At 55.6% G+C, this 17,158-nt stretch carries 17 protein-coding genes and 1 pseudogene; 5 read left to right on the forward strand and 13 right to left on the reverse strand.

What is annotated here, in order from left to right; genetic code table 11:
* Positions 1-3: 3 nt before the first annotated feature.
* The 6 genes from recA to CQ018_RS10220 form a co-directional block, all read right to left on the reverse strand.
* Complete coding sequence (gene recA / locus CQ018_RS10195) at positions 4-1,053, reverse strand: recombinase RecA (RefSeq protein ID WP_105550113.1); 1,050 nt, start codon at positions 1,051-1,053, stop codon at positions 4-6.
* Between the two features lie 198 nt (positions 1,054-1,251).
* Positions 1,252-1,473, reverse strand: a complete 222-nt coding sequence (locus CQ018_RS10200; RefSeq protein ID WP_105549904.1) for a DUF3046 domain-containing protein — start codon at positions 1,471-1,473, stop codon at positions 1,252-1,254.
* 168 nt (positions 1,474-1,641) lie between these two features.
* Complete coding sequence (locus tag CQ018_RS10205; protein WP_105549905.1) at positions 1,642-2,067, reverse strand: helix-turn-helix domain-containing protein; 426 nt, start codon at positions 2,065-2,067, stop codon at positions 1,642-1,644.
* 194 nt (positions 2,068-2,261) lie between these two features.
* Positions 2,262-2,786: a CinA family protein gene (locus tag CQ018_RS10210; RefSeq protein WP_105549906.1), complete on the reverse strand. Its 525-nt coding sequence runs from the start codon at positions 2,784-2,786 to the stop codon at positions 2,262-2,264.
* A gap of 28 nt (positions 2,787-2,814) precedes the next feature.
* Positions 2,815-3,435 (reverse strand): CDP-diacylglycerol--glycerol-3-phosphate 3-phosphatidyltransferase, encoded by a 621-nt coding sequence (gene pgsA / locus CQ018_RS10215; RefSeq protein ID WP_105549907.1) that lies wholly within the window; start codon positions 3,433-3,435, stop codon positions 2,815-2,817.
* 9 nt (positions 3,436-3,444) lie between these two features.
* Positions 3,445-6,342, reverse strand: coding sequence for a DNA translocase FtsK (locus CQ018_RS10220; protein WP_105549908.1), 2,898 nt, complete (start codon positions 6,340-6,342; stop codon positions 3,445-3,447).
* 358 nt (positions 6,343-6,700) lie between these two features.
* Here CQ018_RS10220 and CQ018_RS10225 point away from each other — a divergent pair, with 358 nt between their 5' ends.
* On the forward strand, positions 6,701-7,168 hold the full coding sequence (locus tag CQ018_RS10225) for a hypothetical protein (RefSeq protein ID WP_105549909.1): 468 nt from the start codon (positions 6,701-6,703) through the stop codon (positions 7,166-7,168).
* 1 nt (position 7,169) lies between these two features.
* A complete protein-coding gene (locus tag CQ018_RS10230; RefSeq protein WP_146111870.1) occupies positions 7,170-7,367 on the forward strand; it encodes a helix-turn-helix transcriptional regulator in 198 nt (65 codons plus the stop codon).
* Positions 7,368-7,485: 118 nt separating this feature from the next.
* Here the strand turns inward: CQ018_RS10230 and ribA are convergent.
* A pseudogene (gene ribA / locus CQ018_RS10235) lies at positions 7,486-8,064 on the reverse strand (GTP cyclohydrolase II); the annotation flags it as partial.
* Between the two features lie 121 nt (positions 8,065-8,185).
* Positions 8,186-9,412: an NAD(P)/FAD-dependent oxidoreductase gene (locus tag CQ018_RS10240; RefSeq protein WP_105549911.1), complete on the reverse strand. Its 1,227-nt coding sequence runs from the start codon at positions 9,410-9,412 to the stop codon at positions 8,186-8,188.
* 179 nt (positions 9,413-9,591) lie between these two features.
* Here CQ018_RS10240 and CQ018_RS10245 point away from each other — a divergent pair, with 179 nt between their 5' ends.
* Entirely contained in the window at positions 9,592-10,263 is a 672-nt protein-coding gene (locus tag CQ018_RS10245; RefSeq protein ID WP_105549912.1) for a metalloregulator ArsR/SmtB family transcription factor, read from the forward strand.
* A 27-nt stretch (positions 10,264-10,290) separates the two neighbouring features.
* Here CQ018_RS10245 and CQ018_RS10250 read toward each other — a convergent pair whose 3' ends face one another.
* The 4 genes from CQ018_RS10250 to dapA form a co-directional block, all read right to left on the reverse strand.
* The gene (locus CQ018_RS10250; protein WP_181149837.1) at positions 10,291-10,782 is read right to left on the reverse strand and encodes a DUF2975 domain-containing protein; all 492 of its coding nucleotides are present in this window, start codon (positions 10,780-10,782) and stop codon (positions 10,291-10,293) included.
* A gap of 732 nt (positions 10,783-11,514) precedes the next feature.
* Positions 11,515-12,198 carry a hypothetical protein gene (locus CQ018_RS10255; RefSeq protein ID WP_105549914.1) on the reverse strand — a complete coding sequence of 228 codons (684 nt, stop codon included), beginning with the start codon at positions 12,196-12,198 and terminating at the stop codon, positions 11,515-11,517.
* Between the two features lie 161 nt (positions 12,199-12,359).
* Positions 12,360-14,066 (reverse strand): ribonuclease J, encoded by a 1,707-nt coding sequence (locus CQ018_RS10260; RefSeq protein ID WP_105549915.1) that lies wholly within the window; start codon positions 14,064-14,066, stop codon positions 12,360-12,362.
* Between the two features lie 15 nt (positions 14,067-14,081).
* The gene (gene dapA / locus CQ018_RS10265; RefSeq protein WP_105549916.1) at positions 14,082-14,999 is read right to left on the reverse strand and encodes a 4-hydroxy-tetrahydrodipicolinate synthase; all 918 of its coding nucleotides are present in this window, start codon (positions 14,997-14,999) and stop codon (positions 14,082-14,084) included.
* Positions 15,000-15,063: 64 nt separating this feature from the next.
* Here dapA and CQ018_RS10270 point away from each other — a divergent pair, with 64 nt between their 5' ends.
* Positions 15,064-16,308, forward strand: a complete 1,245-nt coding sequence (locus tag CQ018_RS10270) for a heparan-alpha-glucosaminide N-acetyltransferase domain-containing protein (protein ID WP_105549917.1) — start codon at positions 15,064-15,066, stop codon at positions 16,306-16,308.
* 81 nt (positions 16,309-16,389) lie between these two features.
* Complete coding sequence (locus CQ018_RS10275; RefSeq protein WP_105549918.1) at positions 16,390-16,782, forward strand: hypothetical protein; 393 nt, start codon at positions 16,390-16,392, stop codon at positions 16,780-16,782.
* Between the two features lie 80 nt (positions 16,783-16,862).
* Here CQ018_RS10275 and CQ018_RS10280 read toward each other — a convergent pair whose 3' ends face one another.
* Entirely contained in the window at positions 16,863-17,144 is a 282-nt protein-coding gene (locus CQ018_RS10280) for a hypothetical protein (protein ID WP_105549919.1), read from the reverse strand.
* Between the last annotated feature and the right edge of the window lie 14 nt (positions 17,145-17,158).

A 17,158-nucleotide genomic window follows, 5' to 3' on the forward strand; every position in this document is an offset into this window, starting at 1 on the left:
AAATTAGGAACCCTTGACGATCTTCAACTTCTCTTCGCCTTCGTCTTCGACTGGAGCCTGGCCGATGCCGAGCTTCTCGAGGATCTGGCGTTCGAGTTCATTGGCGAGGTCCGGGTTATCGCGCAGGAACTTACGTGCATTTTCCTTACCCTGCCCCAGCTGGTCACCATCATAGGTGTACCAGGCACCGGACTTCTTCACGAAGCCCTGATCCACACCGATGTCGATGAGGCTACCTTCGCGTGAAATGCCCTCACCGTAAATGATGTCGAATTCTGCCTGCTTGAACGGTGGTGCCATCTTGTTCTTGACGATCTTGGCACGGGTGCGGTTACCGACCGGAACCGTACCTTCTTTCAAAGTTTCGATGCGTCGTACGTCGATACGAACCGAAGCATAGAATTTCAGTGCTTTACCACCGGTAGTGGTTTCCGGGCTACCGAACATCACACCGATCTTTTCACGCAGCTGGTTAATGAAGATCGCGGTGGTACGGGTCTGGGACAGACGGCCGGTGATCTTACGCAGTGCCTGGCTCATCAGACGGGCCTGCAGACCAACGTGACTGTCACCCATTTCGCCTTCGATTTCGGCGCGCGGTACCAGAGCCGCAACGGAGTCAATCACGACAATGTCGATAGAGCCGGAGCCCACCAACATGTCCATGATTTCTAGTGCCTGCTCACCGGTATCCGGCTGGGATACCAGTAGTGCATCGGTGTCTACGCCAAGACGCTTAGCGTATTCCGGATCGAGTGCGTGTTCGGCGTCAATGAATGCCGCAATACCACCGGCGCGCTGTGCGCTGGCTACCGCGTGCAGGGCAACGGTTGTCTTACCCGAGGATTCTGGGCCGTAGATCTCTACGACGCGGCCACGTGGAAGCCCGCCTATGCCCAGTGCAATATCAAGAGCAACCGAACCAGTGGGAATGGTGGCGATTGGCGCGCGTGTATCATCGCCCAAGCGCATGACAGAACCCTTGCCGTATGCCTTGTCAATCTGCGCAAGTGCAGCCTCAAGGGCCTTCTCGCGATTCTTATCTACGGCCATCATTCACCTCGGTTGTTAGGGCCCATTGGCCAATACTCTTTGTCTATCCACGAGCGTACGACTGCTGGCCGACACTTTGGTATCTGGGCGGTAGGACTGTGGAAAACCCTTCGTCTTCGCCCAACGAACTCACACCATGAACAATACACTCTTCCGAACAGATATTCGAACACTATTTGCGGAGTCTTCGAATCTTTTCTAATCCTTAGGTGGAATATCGCGACCCAATTGACGCTCGGGAGGCACATCTTGCATGGTGCAGATAGCCTGCCACACCGCCTTGGGTGGAGTTCCCTTGCTCAATGCCTCTTCGGCACTTACCCCTCCGACTTCGGCCAAGACCAGGCTCGAAGCCAGGGATCGGGAATAGCCCTCACCAAATTCGTCATCCATCAGACGCCAGAAATCACTCAATCGCACAAGGCTAATTCTTTCATGGGTTTGTCCCTTGCGTGCAGTGCACGTGCTCAAGGACACGAGGTTAAAGAGAGGAGCCCTTGGTTTCAAGCAGTTTTGCTCGAAACCAAGGGCTCCCCTCATGCCAACTCGGGGTACACACCGCACCCGAATGGCTCTAAGAGTTTTTGGTTAGTGGCTTGGGGCCAAGCGCTTGCCTAGTTCCATCGGGTACTCGCCGGCGAATTCGCTGGCCAGATCCACTGGAACAGTGTCAGGGATGGTGATGCCTTCGGCGATAGCTACGCGGTCACTGACTTCGCGGAGCATCAACGAGAGCGGCACCTCTAGTGCGCTGCAGATCGAGGAAAGTAGTTCGGAAGAAGCTTCCTTCTGTCCACGCTCAACCTCGGAAAGATATCCAAGCGATACTCGTGCACTATGGGAAACCTCGCGCAGGGTACGTCCCTGACGCTGACGAACGTCGCGGAGGACGTCACCGATTTCGTGTCGTAGGACTACCATCTTGCGCTCCTCTTTTTCGCGGCGGACCTCGCTCTGTAGGCCCACATCACGCCAACGGACCACACCGTTTACCGATACTGGTTGTTTGACCATGTGCATTGCCTTTGTTCTCCGGTCCTATTGCCTTTGTGGGGCGATCGGTGCGGAACACTTACTGTGTCCGTCATTGGTTACAACTACGGTGACCCGTTATTTGTTCCCACGTCCCCACACTATCTAGTGTTTGGGTCGTTTTGCCACAACATTTTGGTTTGGGTCACCAACTATGTCATAAACCGCTTCGGGAACTACATTGCCGCATCAACCTGTGGGGTTTCTGAGCGCAGGGTGGAAAGTAGCAGAGTTAATGCTGCGTCAGTTGACTGATTTCGAATCTCTTCGCGAGTTCCAGCAAAGCAATATTCAACAAATCCGCTGCCAGCCTCATGAGCATACCCAAGAAAAACCGTACCAACATCCTTGCCATCATGCGGATCTGGCCCGGCTACGCCGGTTGCAGAGACGGCAACCGAGCTTTGGCATCGTGCTTGGGCGCCCACGGCCATCGCTCGGGCAACTTCACCATCAACCGAACCATGGGTGGCGAGCAATGTCTCGCTGACCCCGAGCACCTGTGCCTTCACCTCGTTGCTGTAACTGATAACCCCGCCTTGTAACACTGCGGAGGAACCCGGTATTTGTGCCAGCGTTGCCGCGATCAAACCAGCGGTTAGAGATTCGGCAGTGGCAACGGTGAGTCCTAATTCTTTACCCAGCGAAACTACTTCACGTGCCAGCTCATTGGTTGCCTTGCCCGTCCGAAAATCATTCATAGTTTCCCCCCTACTTCCTCGCTGTCGGCTACGCCTTGGTGTTTGTTTCTGGGTTAGCCAAGAAACGGGCCCGCAGTTGGGCCGCCTTGATCAGGTAATCAACGCCCGTCACTAGGGTGGCGAGCAAGGCCAAGATCATCACGCCGAAGGCAACTACCCCGAACCACGGCACGGTCTGGGACCACGGCAGCAGGTAGAGAAGTATCGCGATTGCCTGGAGCACCGTTTTGAGCTTGCCACCGCGGGAAGCTGCCATGACACCGTAACGAATCACGACGAAGCGCATCAGGGTGATGCCCCATTCGCGGACCAGGATTGCTCCGGTGATCCACCAGCTCAGCTCTCCCAGCACCGAGAACAGCACCAGCGCGGAGCCGGTGAGCAACTTATCGGCAATGGGGTCTGCGATCTTCCCGAAGTTGGTGATCAGGTTTCGACTGCGTGCCAAATCCCCATCGAGTTTGTCGGTGTAGATGGCAAGTGCGAAGAGTCCGAAAGCCACCCAACGCAACCACCCATATTGCTGCTCATCTGCAAGCAAAGCCCAAATGAAGAAGGGAACCATGAAGATCCGCAAGGTGGTGAGCACATTTGCGATATTCAGGTTTGGAACAGGAGGTTGGGCTTGGCTAGCCGGGGAATCAGTCACGTCTCTAGGTTACCTTCCGGTAAGGTTCCAGGCGTCTTCCGACCCCTCGTCATCAGCGCCGTCGTGGTAGTCAGTTGCTTGTTCGAAGCTATTGAGGTCTTCGGCAACCAGGTCCACACCAAAGTGGTTGGCGTTGGCGTTATCCGCAAGAGCCGCTTCTTGGGCAGTGGGGACCACGTCCTGCGGGGTGTCGTCTCCACGCATTGCGGCAAGCACCTCTGGTAGGTCATCGGGCTTGACCAACACGTCACGAGCCTTAGAGCCTTCCGAAGGTCCAACCACGCCACGGGATTCGAGCAGGTCCATGAGGCGGCCGGCCTTGGCGAAGCCAACACGCAGTTTACGCTGCAGCATGGAGGTGGAACCGAATTGAGTTGTGACCACAAGCTCGGTGGCCTGCAACAACAATTCAAGATCGTCACCGATATCGTCATCGATCTGCTTCTTGGGTGCTTCAACCGCCACGTCGTGACGGTATTCGGCCTTCAATTGGCCCTTGACGTGTTCAACAACGGCTTGGATCTCCGATTCGGTGACCCAGGCACCCTGCACACGCATGGGCTTTGAGGTACCCATGGGCAGGAAGAGCGCGTCACCCTGACCCAGCAGCTTTTCGGCGCCCGGCTGGTCAAGGACCACGCGGGAGTCGGTGACGGATGAGGTGGCAAACGCCATGCGAGATGGAACGTTGGCCTTGATCAAACCGGTAACAACGTCAACGGACGGACGCTGGGTGGCAAGGACCAAGTGGATGCCTGCGGCACGGGCCAGCTGGGTAATACGCACGATCGAATCTTCAACATCGCGCGGGGCAACCATCATCAGGTCGGCGAGCTCATCGACGATGACCAGCAGGTATGGGTAGGGCTTGACCACGCGCTTGGATCCCTCGGGCGGGATCACCTTGCCGTTTTTGACACCCTTATTGAAATCATCAATGTGCTTGTACCCAAAGTTGGCAAGATCGTCATAGCGGGTGTCCATTTCACGGACCACCCATTGCAACGCCTCGGCTGCCTTCTTGGGGTTGGTAATGATCGGGGTAATCAAGTGCGGGACACCCTCGTAGGCGGTAAGTTCCACACGTTTGGGGTCAACCATGACCATGCGTACCTCATCCGGGGTGGCACGCATCAGGATCGAGGTAATCATCGAGTTCACGAACGATGACTTACCGGCACCGGTGGCACCCGCCACCAAAAGGTGGGGCATCTTGGCAAGGTTTGCAACAACAAACCCACCCTCAACGTCCTTGCCAACACCCATGACCATGGGGTGTTCTGTCTTGCGCGCATTATGGCTGCGCAGCACATCGCCGAGAACAACAATTTCCTTATCGGCGTTGGGGATCTCAATGCCGATGGCACTCTTGCCAGGAATGGGCGAGAGGATTCGCACATCGGAGGAGGCAACCGCGTAGGAGATATTCTTTGCAAGCGCTGTGACACGTTCGACCTTGGTGCCCGGAGCTAGCTCAATCTCATAGCGGGTAACCGTTGGGCCACGGGAGAACCCGGTGACCTTTGCATCGACCTTGAACTGATCAAGGGTGTCGGTCAGCGAGGCAACCACCGCGTCGTTTGCCTCGGAGCGTTCCTTGGAGGGCGGACCCGCGGGCAGCAGGTCGGAGCCTGGCAACGTGTAGGTGACATCTCCGGAGAGTTGGAGCTGTTCGGTACGTGCCGGGATGGGAGGCAGCGGCGCGGCAGGTGGCCGGGAAGGGATCTGTGGGACAACCGTTGTGGTGTCATCGTTCGAGCCAAAGGAATTCACGTCGATGGCGCTCATGGCCTGGGTGGTGGCCTCGGGTTCGGAGCCCAAGCCGACCTGTTCCATGATGGCTGCCATCTCGAGCTCGGACTTGGTAGGCCTGCGTACCCCGGGGCGAATCGCCGGTTCCTGATATTCATCGCCCACGAGCTCATCGTATAGATCGACCGAAGGATCGGCGTTCAGGGGTACGCCATCGGCATCGGTGATGACTGCCTTGTCGTACGCTCCACCTCCGGTGTAGCTAGCCAAGTCCTCGGTGGGATCGTCGGCCAAGTCCTTGTCCTTGCCAAAGAGCTTGATCTTTTTCCGAGGTTTTTTGGCCGCCGCGGCTTCTTCATAGAGGTACGACTGATCGTGATCCGAGGATTCGAGGTCAACGCCCTTGCGTGGCTCGTATCCTTCGGCGTGCTGGCCCATGAGCTTTTCGTAGCCTTCACGGAAGCGCGAAGGAATCTGCCTAAACGGGGTAGCCGTGAGGATCATCAGGCTCAGGCAGATCAATAGGATCATCAGAATCGTTGTTGCCGGGGCGGTGATGGCACTTGCAAGGGGGACGGTGACAATGGCTCCAAGCACGCCACCGGCTTCCCAAAGCTTCTCAAAGGGTGCGTTGATTGCCGGAATCCCGCCAACAATATGGGAAATACCGCTTCCGGCAACCGTGAGCATGGCCAGACCGATGCCTACACGGTTATTGGCTCGGTGTTCTTCGGGCCACCGGAAGAGCCTGATGGCACCAATCAAAAGAATCGGTGGCATCAGGGCTGCCATGAATCCAAAGGTTCCGCCGGCTACGGAGTGTACAAAGCCTCCGTACCAGCCAACGCCACGCAGCCCCCACCATTCGACCGAGGCAATGATCATGGCCAAGATGACGAGGAAGAGCCCGGTTCCGTCGCGCCGCACCTCATAGGGCGGGTGGACGTCGCGGCCAATCTTCCTAAAGGCCCCGGCAATCACACGGGCTATGCCCATCCAAGCGGAACGGATCATGCGCACCGGCAGCGGAAAGTCGTGCACCGGCGCTGCCGGGGCACTTTTTGCACTCTTGGTGCTCTTGGTCGAGGAGGACGTGGCACGTGGTTTACGCGTGCTCGTTTTCCCCCCGCCTTGCGAGGAGGTACGTGGAGCCATGGCTCTAGGGTATCGCCCCGCGGTGACAGGTGCCTGAATTTACACGGTTCCCCGGGGAAGAAGCGCCTTGGATAAGCGTCACAACCTATGCCATTTTCGAGCTTCCGTGGTCACTTGTTCTGCTAGCAAACCTGTCCCGTGTGCCAGTGCTTTGGTGCCGAAGCGTCAGCTGGATTGCATTCTTATCTCGAGTGCATGAGCTCCTGGATTTTTGTTTGAGTAGACATCGGGTACCCAGATTTCGTGGCTCACAAGCCTTTTAATAGTTTTCTCAATTGGGGCTTCTCTTCACCACAAACCCTGATGTACAGTTCACTTGACAGGTAAAGTTCACTTTACAATTCATGAGGAGATCGAGATGAGTGAAGTCAAAACGCGTACCAAATGGGGACGCGCAAAATTCGGTAATCGCCAGATCCCTGCAATGCGGATTGCCATCCCGTGCGGTCTAGTTTTGGGAACCATCTTAAGCTTGGTCGCGGTTTGGAACGGTATCGCGGGACCGAATAAATCGCTCGGCGGAACCGTCTTTGCCGTTTGCTTAACTATTCCAGCAACCATGCTCGTATGGGCTCTAGTCGTTGACAGGTCATCCCTGCAGGGAGCAGTCGATCTGCCCGAGCAGAGCATTGAGTCACAGTGGTACCAGCAAGCCGCGGCAGGTACACAGATCGACGTCATCTTGGCAGCAATCCTTGGAGTCCTCGCACTCTCTATTTTTCCGTCGGGAAACAACGCGGACCCTAAACTGATACTCGGCGGTGTCATTGCGATTTCTATTGCAAGCGTTGCCATCAGATACCAACTGCTACGCAGGAAAACCTGACGTGGAAAACCTCCTGTCGGAGCACCGAAAATCAATGGAGTGGTCCCAACAACGGCTTGCCGATGAACTGGGAGTGACTCGGCAAACGATTATCTCTATTGAACGGGGAAGATTTGACCCGTCATTGCCGTTGGCTTTCCGTATCGCTGCACTCTTCAACAAACGCATTGAAGAGCTGTTCTTTCCCGAAAAAGACTAAGCACGAGACTTTGCACCAACAGGGCAAAGCTCATCGAAGCAATACCTATATGCCTAAGGCCCAGGGTTGACCTTTCCGAAAGGGAGTACGCAACCCTCGGCCTTAGTAGTATCGATTTTTATGCCTCGATCAGGTGACCCATGCGTGCGCGCTTGACCTCGAGGTACCCGGAATTTTCCGGATTTGCCCCAACAATCAATGGCACCCGGTCAACAATCTTGATTCCTAATGCACCTAGTTGCTTGATCTTTTCCGGGTTGTTGGTCAGCAGCTTCACCGAGTCGACGCCAAGATCCTTGAGGATTTCGGCCGCGGCGGTGTAATCGCGACTGTCATCCGGCAGGCCCAGTTGGCGATTGGCATCCACGGTGTCCACACCGTCCTCCTGTAAACGGTAAGCGCGTAGTTTATTGGCCAGTCCAATGCCGCGTCCTTCGTGGCCACGCATGTAAATGACGACTCCCTCATGCTGCTTGATCAGGTCCAATGCCGCATCAAGTTGGGGTCCGCATTCGCATTTTAGCGAACCAAAGATTTCTCCGGTGGCGCATTCGGAGTGCACGCGTACCAGCGCTTGTGCACCGGGAACACCAGAGATGATTGCCAGATGCTCATCCCCCGTCCATTCATCAAGGTAGGAGCGGAAGACAAAGCTTCCATGCGAGGTAGGAACCGTGGTTTCGGCTTCCATGATGATATGTCGCTTGGGTTGGTGTTCGTGGGTAACCGCATTGTTATCGACGAGCGTCATGAGTGTTTCCTTTTCTGGGTGCCGCAGATGGCGTGATGTCATGAGGGAAAGCAGAGATATTTTTGAGTCAGAGTGTCTCAAGTGCCACGCTGGGGTCCGCCAGCTTCTTGAGGTCAACTTGTTTTTGGCTTCGAATGAGCTTTTGGATGCTTTCACTGACGTCCCAAATGTTCACGTTCATGCCCGCGATGACGACCCCCTGGGATAACCAGAAGGCCAGGAACTCGCGCTTGGCCAGATCCCCACGGAGTACCACTTGGTCATAGCTTCCTGGTTGCGCATTTCCGATGTATTCCATGCCCAGGTCATATTGGTCGGTGAAGAAGTATGGAAGATCCGTGTAGCTTGCCGGTTCGCCCATGATCGCTGCTGCCACGGTCTTGGGCTGGTTCAGCGCGGTGGCCCAGTGCTCAACACGCAGACGACGACCCAGAAATGGATGCTGCTGATTAGCGATATCGCCCACGGCAAAGATACTGGGGTCACTGCTGCGCAAAGATTCGTCAACCAGCACGCCATTTTCGACCTCAAGCCCGGCTTCCTGGGCCAGTTCTACCGATGGAATGGCGCCCACGGCAATAACCACCGCGTCAGCCGGGAACACTTCGCCGGTGCCCAGCTCCACCCCGGTCACGACTCCGTCCTGGGTTTGAATGCTTTTAACATCAACAGCGGTGTGCAGATCTACGCCGTGAGAGCGATGAAGATCGGCAAATACTTGCGCCACTTCTTCACCAAGAATTGGAAGCAGCGGAAGGGACAGTCGCTCGAGGATCGTGACGGTACATCCGGCGGCTCTGGCTGCTGCAGCAACCTCCAGCCCAATCCAACCCCCGCCAACAAACACCACCCGTTTGCCTTCTCCGAAGACTGAGCGCAGCGCGTCTGCATTGTTTTTGGTTCTAAGGTAGTGAACCCCTTGGGCCTCCGCACCAAGCAACGGGATCCTGCGCGGACGAGAACCGGTGGCTAAGACCAGAGTGTCGTAGTGGAGTCTGGTTCCGTCGGAGAGTTCTACTCGCTTCGCGATCCTGTCAATGGCGGTGACCCGGGTTTTCCGGCGCAACTCGACAGCGTTTTCGGTGAACCATTCTTCGGGGTGGACGACCTGGGCCGAGAACTCGGTTTTGCCCATCAGGTAGCCCTTGGAAAGTGGTGGGCGCTCATAGGGAAGCTGATCTTCTGCCGCCACAATGCAGATGCTGCCCTTGAACCCGGAAGTTCGTAGGGCCTCTGCGGTTTTGACACCAGCAAGTCCCCCACCGACAACGACAACCCTCTGTGTCTGGCTCATGGTGCTCTCCCTTGCCCGGCCGGATATACCCTTCCGGCTATTGGTGCTCAAAGTAGCGTTTTCGCTACTCATGGCGGCATTAGAGGCTTTCCAACGCTTCTAACACTAATCAATCCTTGTTTTAGATTTTTGCCCTCTCCGCTCGTTTTGTCAACTCTGGTTGGTGTTAGAATTTGGGAATGGCTTTACCAACGTCTTCTGGCCAATTAGCCACCCTCGAATCACTTTCAGACCCGGTTCGCCGAGGCCTGTACGAGTTTGTGGTGTCACAAAATGGGCCAGTTACCCGTGAAAGCGCGGCAAAGGCCGTTGGAATTAGCCGCAGCCTTGCCGCCTACCATCTAGATAAGTTGGTAGCTGCAGAGCTTCTGGGCTTTAGTTACGAGCGTCCCGCAGGTCGCAGTGGTCCGGGAGCCGGTCGTCCGGCCAAATGCTATGCACGTACCGAACAAGAAGTTTCAATTACCGTTCCACCGCGTAGCTACGACATGCTGGCACGCATGCTGGCCCAGGCAGCAGCGGCGGATCAGACAGGCATTGTCAGGTCCACGCTGGAAGCCACAGCGCGCGAGGAAGGTCAACAGGCAGCCGACGAATATCCGGACACCATGGATGCACTCAACGCTCATGGTTTTGAACCGGTGGTTGCCGAAGACGGCGATATCCTCATGAAAAATTGCCCGTTCCACCAGGTTGCCCAGCAACAGCCGGAACTCGTATGTGGACTCAACCATGCATTGATCTGTGGATACCTTGATGCCAAGGGCGAGGACAGCACCCGTGCCGAATTAGCCCCGCGCCCAGGTCACTGCTGTGTGGCAATCCATCCGGTACCCGGTGAAACTCCGTGAGCAACCACCGCGCCGTAAGTTTTCGACTCAGCCGAAGCGCAGGTCAGAAAGTTCTTCAAGCTGCACGCGGTCACTAATTGCGTCGCTGAGTAGGCCCCGCATGACAAACATCAGTAATACCAGCGCAAGGCCGCCAACCCCGGTCGCTGCGAAGGCCATGAGAATGCTGGGACCGCCGAGGTCCACGATGAATAACAGATGGAATAGCGCCGCGCTTGGAAGCAGCGTGGCTACGGCAAGGCAGATGATTACCACGTTGACCCACTTCAAAGCGGCTTGGCTGAAAATCATTCCGGTAGATACCAGTGATAAGAGTTTCCAGATCATCAATAGGCCCAGCTGTAGCGCTGCAAGAGTGAGGATTCCGAGCACGGAATACGGGATTACCAGGTGCGTCACTTCGTAGTATTCGTTGCCAAAGTCGGTGGCAATCACAGGAATCATGAATTGGCCCGCCAAAAGGCCCAGCACCATGACTACCAAAACAATTCTCAAAAGACCCGTCGATGGTTTGTCCATGGTTCGAGTCTGCGATGAAACGGCGTTAGAAGCCATAGGCCTGAGGTACTGTCTAGGGTTAGCAATGCACCACGTTCTCCAAATGGTGAAGTTAGCAATACAGTTCTCGACGGGAACCAGCACTCGAGAACGGCATATCGAAGGAGCTAATGAATATACCGCGATGCATCGCGTTGAAGGCAACCTCGCACTAGCCGCTTAAACCCACAGAGATTTTTTCTTTGTCCAAGGCTCCGAGCAGGTCACCAGCCAAAATCTAAACAGCTACGGATACCTGTGCCGCATCTCCCACGCATTCTTCCGCCCGACCAGTTATTTCTGCACTTTTGCTTCAGGACCACGGGCAAAGAGTTCAACGAGTTAAGCCAAAGCTTCCCGTGTTACCTCACTACTCAATTCGTCAGTCAATAGCCCAGCCATATGCGCATGGATTCCAGAGTTGGCATCCCTGAGTTCCGAACAGAGTGCTGCTTTCCCAAGATCGTCGACTTCGGACGCATAAAGCACGAATCGCACGGACGCGGTCTTCAGCTACTTCGACGAATCATTAAAACACCACAAACCGAAGCGCTGAGACGGCAGCTGAGCAGCTGTCCGAGTATCCCGCAGCAATTTTAAGGTCATACGATTTGATCCAGTGCGCACGACTTCCTTAAAAGTCGTAAAATTAATATCCTGATTTTTCCTTCCAAATCGGCTTTGACCAATCGACGCCAACGCACAGGAATGAGATCAACTTCGAAGTTCAGAGGCTTGATCTCCTACTTCCGCTATATTAGCTGTTTCCCTAAGAATCGCTGTGGCTTCAGAACGTATTCTGTCAATAGTCACATCCACCTCAAATTCTATGGACTTCCTAATACCTTCAAAATTGATACGCGTGCAGGCAAGACCTGCTGCATAACTCTGAGCCAAGCGCTTGTGCTTATTAACATCCTCATCCATCTTGGTCGAGTTATAGACCATCTTCGAAATCTTCGTTTCGTCCAGCAGACTCTCCGCAACTGATGAAGCGAATATCAAGAGTTGTGGATGCAGGGAAATCGAAGTAACGAGAACCGCTTGCTCCACAATTCGTTCCGCGCGCTCAAGCTCTCTCAACCAGTGAGAAAGCCTTAGCAAACGTGGTTGAACATGAGTAGCAGTAATCAAAAGCGCTAAAATCGACACACCAAAGAAGATTAGCGAAACGTTTCGAACGATTAAATCGCTACCCCAAGTCAATAGGACGGATAGTGCGGCACCCGCGGTGACCGAACTCCATAGAGTTACTCCGTTTAGATGCTTTGAGAGCTTGGTACTCATGTCAGCTAGTTTGGTCCAAGCTTCTTGAACGCCTTCATCTTCGGACGACACAATTGACTCAATACTTCGGTTCCAGTCGTTGTACAACTGCATTTTATTAAGACCTTTCATTGGTCAATTCCACCAAATCAATTCCGCATAGCTTCGCTTTGCCGCGGCTAACTTTCGGAAATATAAGATGCAGCCGCACCAGGAATCTACTGCCGTACGCCAAAAAGGGGCGTTTTGCAAAGCTTTTTTAAAAGCTTTGCAAAACGCCCCTTGGCGAAACCTTAGGCTTCCAAAACCACCGGAACGATCATTGGGCGGCGGCGCAGCTTGCGCGAAACCCATGAACCGATGACACGGCGAACAACCTGCTGCAACTGATGAGTGGTGTGCGTTGGGTTATTGCGTACAGCCTCTTCGATTGCTGCTGCAATCTTTGGCTTAATGTCATCAAATACCGAATCATCTTCTGCCACGCCGCGGGCGTGGATATCCGGTCCGGAAATCAGCTTTCCGCTCTGACGGTTGATCACCGAAATAACGGAGATGAAACCTTCCTCGGCAAGCGTGACGCGGTCCTTGAGGTCCTGATCGGTAATGGTGCCAACCTTGGAACCATCAACGTAGACAAAGCCACAGTCAACCTGGCCCACGAGCTCGGCCACGCCATCCTTGAGGTCAACCACCGAACCATCCTCGGTGAGCAGGATGTTCTCCGCGGGGACACCCGACTGCGCAGCAAGGCGGCCGTTGGCGATCAGGTGGCGGGTCTCGCCGTGTACCGGCATGACGTTCTTGGGCTGGACGATGTTGTAGCAGTACAACAGCTCGCCGGCCGAGGCGTGTCCGGAAACGTGTACCTTGGCCATGCCCTTGTGAATGACATCCGCGCCAAGACGCATCAGGCCATTGATCACCCGGAAGACCGAGTTCTCATTGCCCGGGATCAGCGAGGATGCAAGGATGACTGTATCGCCCGGGCCAACCTGAATCTTGTGATCGCCATTAGCCATACGCGAAAGCGCTGCCATCGGTTCGCCCTGCGAACCGGTAGACATCAGCACCACCTTGTGATCCGGCAGGTTATCCACGTTCTTCATGTCAACCAGGATGCCGGCAGGGACATGTAGGTAGCCAAGCTTTTCCGCGATGGTCATATTACGGACCATGGAGCGGCCAATGAAGGCAACCTTGCGCCCGTGCATTGCCGCAGCATCGATGACCTGCTGCACACGGTGAATGTGCGAGGAGAACGAGGCAACGATAATGCGCTTGCGTGCCTGACCGAAGAGTCCCTCAAGAACCGGGCCAATTTCCTTTTCCGCGGTGGTGAAACCGGGGACGTCGGCATTTGTCGAGTCGGTCATGAACAGATCTACGCCCTCTTCACCCAAACGGGCAAAGTGACGCAGGTCGGTGATGCGACCATCGAGCGGCAGCTGATCCATCTTGAAGTCACCGGTGTGCAGCACTGAACCCGCGGAGGTGCGAATAAAGACGGCAAGGGCGTCCGGGATCGAGTGGTTGACCGCAACGAATTCACATTCGAAGGGACCGAGGTTCTCAACATCGCCCTCTTCAACCTGCAAGGTGATCGGACGAATCCGGTGTTCCTGCAGCTTTGCTTCAATCAGCGCCAGGGTCAGACGGGAGCCGATCAGCGGGATATCGCCACGCAGACGCAACAGGTACGGTACGGCACCGATGTGGTCCTCGTGGCCGTGTGTGAGCACAACACCGACGATGTCATCGAGGCGATCCTTGATGTAGCTGAAATCGGGCAGGATCAAGTCCACGCCCGGCTGGTGCTCCTCGGGGAAGAGCACACCACAGTCGACGATCAGCAGCTTGCCATCGATTTCGAAGACGGCCATGTTGCGGCCGACCTCGCCCAGACCACCGAGCGGGACGATTCGCAAGGTGCCATTCTCAAGCTTCGGCGGCAGGCTATGGAGCACCATATCTGCTGCCGCTAGTGAGGATTCGGTCATGAATTTCTTACCTTTCTAGAGCTCCCATCCGCCCTCGCGCAAATCGGTGCGGATGGTTTCGAGTTCCGCTTCCGACGGAGCCAAAAGAGGCAGTCGGACCACGGTGTTCGGCAGGACACCCTGCCAGTGAAGTACATATTTTGCTGCAACGGCGCCCTGGATGTGACTCATCACGGCGCGCTGGATTGGATCAAGTTCAAAGTGGGTGGCGCGAGCGGTTGCCAGATCCCCGGCGTGCATGGCATCTACCAGGGTGCGGTACTTGGCGGTTGCCACGTGTGCGGTTACCGAGACAACGCCTGCTGCGCCGGCTGCCATCAGTGGCAGGGTCAGTCCGTCATCACCCGAGTAAACATCAAGGTCGGTCTTGGCCAGGACAATGGTTGTCGACTGGTAGTCGGCCTTGGCATCCTTCAACGCAACAACCAGTGGGTTCTTGGCAAGTTCGATAATGGTTTCCGGTGCCAGGGCGATACCCGCGCGGCCCGGAATGTCATAAAGCATCACCGGCAGGCCGGTGGCATTGATAATTGCCTCAACGTGGGCCATGACGCCGGCCTGTGAGGGCTTGTTGTAGTAAGGGGTGGTGACAAGAATGCCGTGTACTCCGGCTTCCTTGGCTCCCAATGACAGGCGAATCGAGTGTGCTGTGTCATTGGTTGTGGAACCGGCCAAGACCTTGGCACGGTCACCAACTGCACGCACGACCGTGGCAAACATTTCAATGTTTTCAGCATCGGTCAACGTTGAGGTTTCACCGGTGGTGCCGGTGACGACCAGGCCATCGCAGCCATCATCAACAAGTTTATTGGCTAGCTTTGCAGCTGCATCGTAGTCAACCTCCCCATTATCCTTGAAGGGGGTCACCATGGCGGTGAGCACCGTTCCGAAGGTGTAATTCTTACCAGGGGTATTCAACGCAATATCAGCCATGACTCCTACGTTACACTTTGCGCGCCCTAAGGGTTGATTCGGCACAAGGCAATAGGCTGAAGATATGACCGAAACCTCTTCGCGAAAGAACCCCGGGGGCAAGCGAGTATCTCGCGCGGGCGGTACCTCGCAACGGATTCTTGGCGTCGATCTTGCCAGGTGTGTGGCGCTGATCGGCATGATAGCCGTGCACATTCTGCCGTTGCGGATGGCCCTGTCCAATGGAACCTTTGAGCCAACGGCCGCGGCAGCTGTATTTTCCGGGCGGGCCTCCGCGCTATTCGTGCTACTTGCAGGTGTTGGCCTAGCCTTGCTCAGTGGTGGGCCAAACGGTCCGGCGCCTAGTAAATTGCGTTCACTCAGGCTGAACATCTTAATCCGGGCCTGGCTCATTGCCCTGCTGGGTTTTGGGCTTGGCATGCTCGATACGAATGTTGCTGTCATCCTTGTCCACTACGGACTGCTATTCCTGGCTGCCATTCCATTTATCAACATGCGCAGGCGCGCGCTAGGCTGGTGGGCCGCCGGCTGGCTACTGCTGACCCCCTTACTTTATTACGTGGCCCGTCCCTGGGTTGAAAATGCCATTGATCCCTACCGACTTGGTGCTTCCCCGGTTCTTAGCGATCTTGCAACGCCCCTAGCATTCATCGCCGATCTATTGTTGACCGGTTACTACCCGCTACTTATCTGGTTTGGTTTCCTGCTCACCGGTCTTTTTGTTGGCCGTCTGGCCTTGGCGCGCCCACCGGTTGCCTTTGGACTATTCATCTCTGGATCGCTCATTGCCGTTGGCTCAAAGCTTGCCTCGGCGTGGCTGCTCGATCAGCCAGGAGCCCTCAAGGTGCTACGTACCGCAACCGAACTCCATGCCAATGGTCTTGAGGTGGCGTTGGTGACGGGTCAACGCCTCGATGGTGCCATCAATACCCCGTGGTTCTTGGCGATCTCGGCACCGCACAGCGGAGCTCCACTAGATATCCTGCACGTGACGGGTTGCGCACTGGCAGTGTTAGGTGCCGCGCAGTTGCTTTGCCTTGCACTCACCGCGGTGCTTGGCAACGTAGGCGAAATGATCCTATGGCCACTGACCGGGGCCGGGGCCGCAACGCTGACCGTTTATGCCGGCCATTTAGTCGCACTAGATCTGTTCAGCGATGTTTCGGCCAGCCTCCCCCGACCGGTGCTATTCATTATTTTTGTTGTGGCGACGCTCTTGCTCGGCTTGCTGCTGAAATTCATTAATCGTCGTGGGCCGCTCGAGGCGCTGGTGCACAGCGTCGCCAGAACTCTTTCCGGAAGCAAATAGCTGAAACCAGCTAGGCATCCGTCGTTCGTCCGCCCAAACGAAGAATCACGACGACCTACCTCAACCCAAGGAACTTCATCAATGGCTACTGGTCTCATCGTCCGAGAACCCGGCGATCCGCTCACTTCACTTGAGAAGGCGTTGCTCGCTCGCTTGTGCGCAGGAGATTGGAAAGGTTCATCGGAAGCCCGTGAGCAACTGGTTCATGCCCGCTGGGGTGGCTACAGCGTTGAAGGCTGCGAATGTTTCTTGATTCAGATTCCACCCGAGAGGGCGCTACCACTGGTTCCCAAATTCTCCGGCGGCCCCTTCGCATTCTTGGACGTCTCCGGTGCGGAATTGGGCTTCGGACTCTTAGAACTCTGGCTTGAGGGTGGAGTCCTGCATTCGGTTGATTACATACCGCTGGATGGAAGTGATGGAGACAAGCTACCGGGGCTTGAGCATGTGAGTGGTACACCATTTAAGGGCTAAATCGGGCGCTCAATCATTCCGCCTAAATCCTGAAGCGGCGACGGGGAGAACTTCCGGTGGCGCGGCGCTCGGCGGCACCGTTATGGGCCACTAATCAAGGTAATGGCAAAGATCAACGCCGGAATCAAGGCGATGCCCCACACACCGGAGGCGATCATCCACCCCGGGCTGTCATTGCGTGCGGCGAACCATGCACCGAGCAGACCTAGCGCAGCTGGTGCCGCCAGGAACCACGAGAAAGCCGGATTACCATTGCTGCCAATCAGCAGCATGTACAAGGTGATCAACAGTCCCGCCAGCATCAGCACCCACGTTGTCACGGGCTTATCATGTCTGCCGATCCGCGCATTTGTTGAGGTCATCTGATGATTATTCC

This window comes from Arthrobacter sp. MYb227 (assembly GCF_002975435.1).
GTDB lineage: Bacteria > Actinomycetota > Actinomycetes > Actinomycetales > Micrococcaceae > Paeniglutamicibacter.

Bases quoted from the DNA above. Each gene is read 5' to 3' on its own strand.
- CQ018_RS10225 (WP_105549909.1), top strand. From the start codon at position 6,701: ATGAGTGAAGTCAAAACGCGTACCAAATGGGGACGCGCAAAATTCGGT.
- CQ018_RS10220 (WP_105549908.1), bottom strand. From the start codon at position 6,342: ATGGCTCCACGTACCTCCTCGCAAGGCGGGGGGAAAACGAGCACGCGT.
- CQ018_RS10205 (WP_105549905.1), bottom strand. From the start codon at position 2,067: ATGGTCAAACAACCAGTATCGGTAAACGGTGTGGTCCGTTGGCGTGAT.
- CQ018_RS10250 (WP_181149837.1), bottom strand. From the start codon at position 10,782: ATGGACAAACCATCGACGGGTCTTTTGAGAATTGTTTTGGTAGTCATG.
- CQ018_RS10240 (WP_105549911.1), bottom strand. From the start codon at position 9,412: ATGAGCCAGACACAGAGGGTTGTCGTTGTCGGTGGGGGACTTGCTGGT.
- CQ018_RS10210 (WP_105549906.1), bottom strand. From the start codon at position 2,786: ATGAATGATTTTCGGACGGGCAAGGCAACCAATGAGCTGGCACGTGAA.
- CQ018_RS10255 (WP_105549914.1), bottom strand. From the start codon at position 12,198: ATGAAAGGTCTTAATAAAATGCAGTTGTACAACGACTGGAACCGAAGT.
- CQ018_RS10275 (WP_105549918.1), top strand. From the start codon at position 16,390: ATGGCTACTGGTCTCATCGTCCGAGAACCCGGCGATCCGCTCACTTCA.
- CQ018_RS10280 (WP_105549919.1), bottom strand. From the start codon at position 17,144: ATGACCTCAACAAATGCGCGGATCGGCAGACATGATAAGCCCGTGACA.
- recA (WP_105550113.1), bottom strand. From the start codon at position 1,053: ATGGCCGTAGATAAGAATCGCGAGAAGGCCCTTGAGGCTGCACTTGCG.
- dapA (WP_105549916.1), bottom strand. From the start codon at position 14,999: ATGGCTGATATTGCGTTGAATACCCCTGGTAAGAATTACACCTTCGGA.
- CQ018_RS10260 (WP_105549915.1), bottom strand. From the start codon at position 14,066: ATGACCGAATCCTCACTAGCGGCAGCAGATATGGTGCTCCATAGCCTG.
- CQ018_RS10270 (WP_105549917.1), top strand. From the start codon at position 15,064: ATGACCGAAACCTCTTCGCGAAAGAACCCCGGGGGCAAGCGAGTATCT.
- CQ018_RS10245 (WP_105549912.1), top strand. From the start codon at position 9,592: ATGGCTTTACCAACGTCTTCTGGCCAATTAGCCACCCTCGAATCACTT.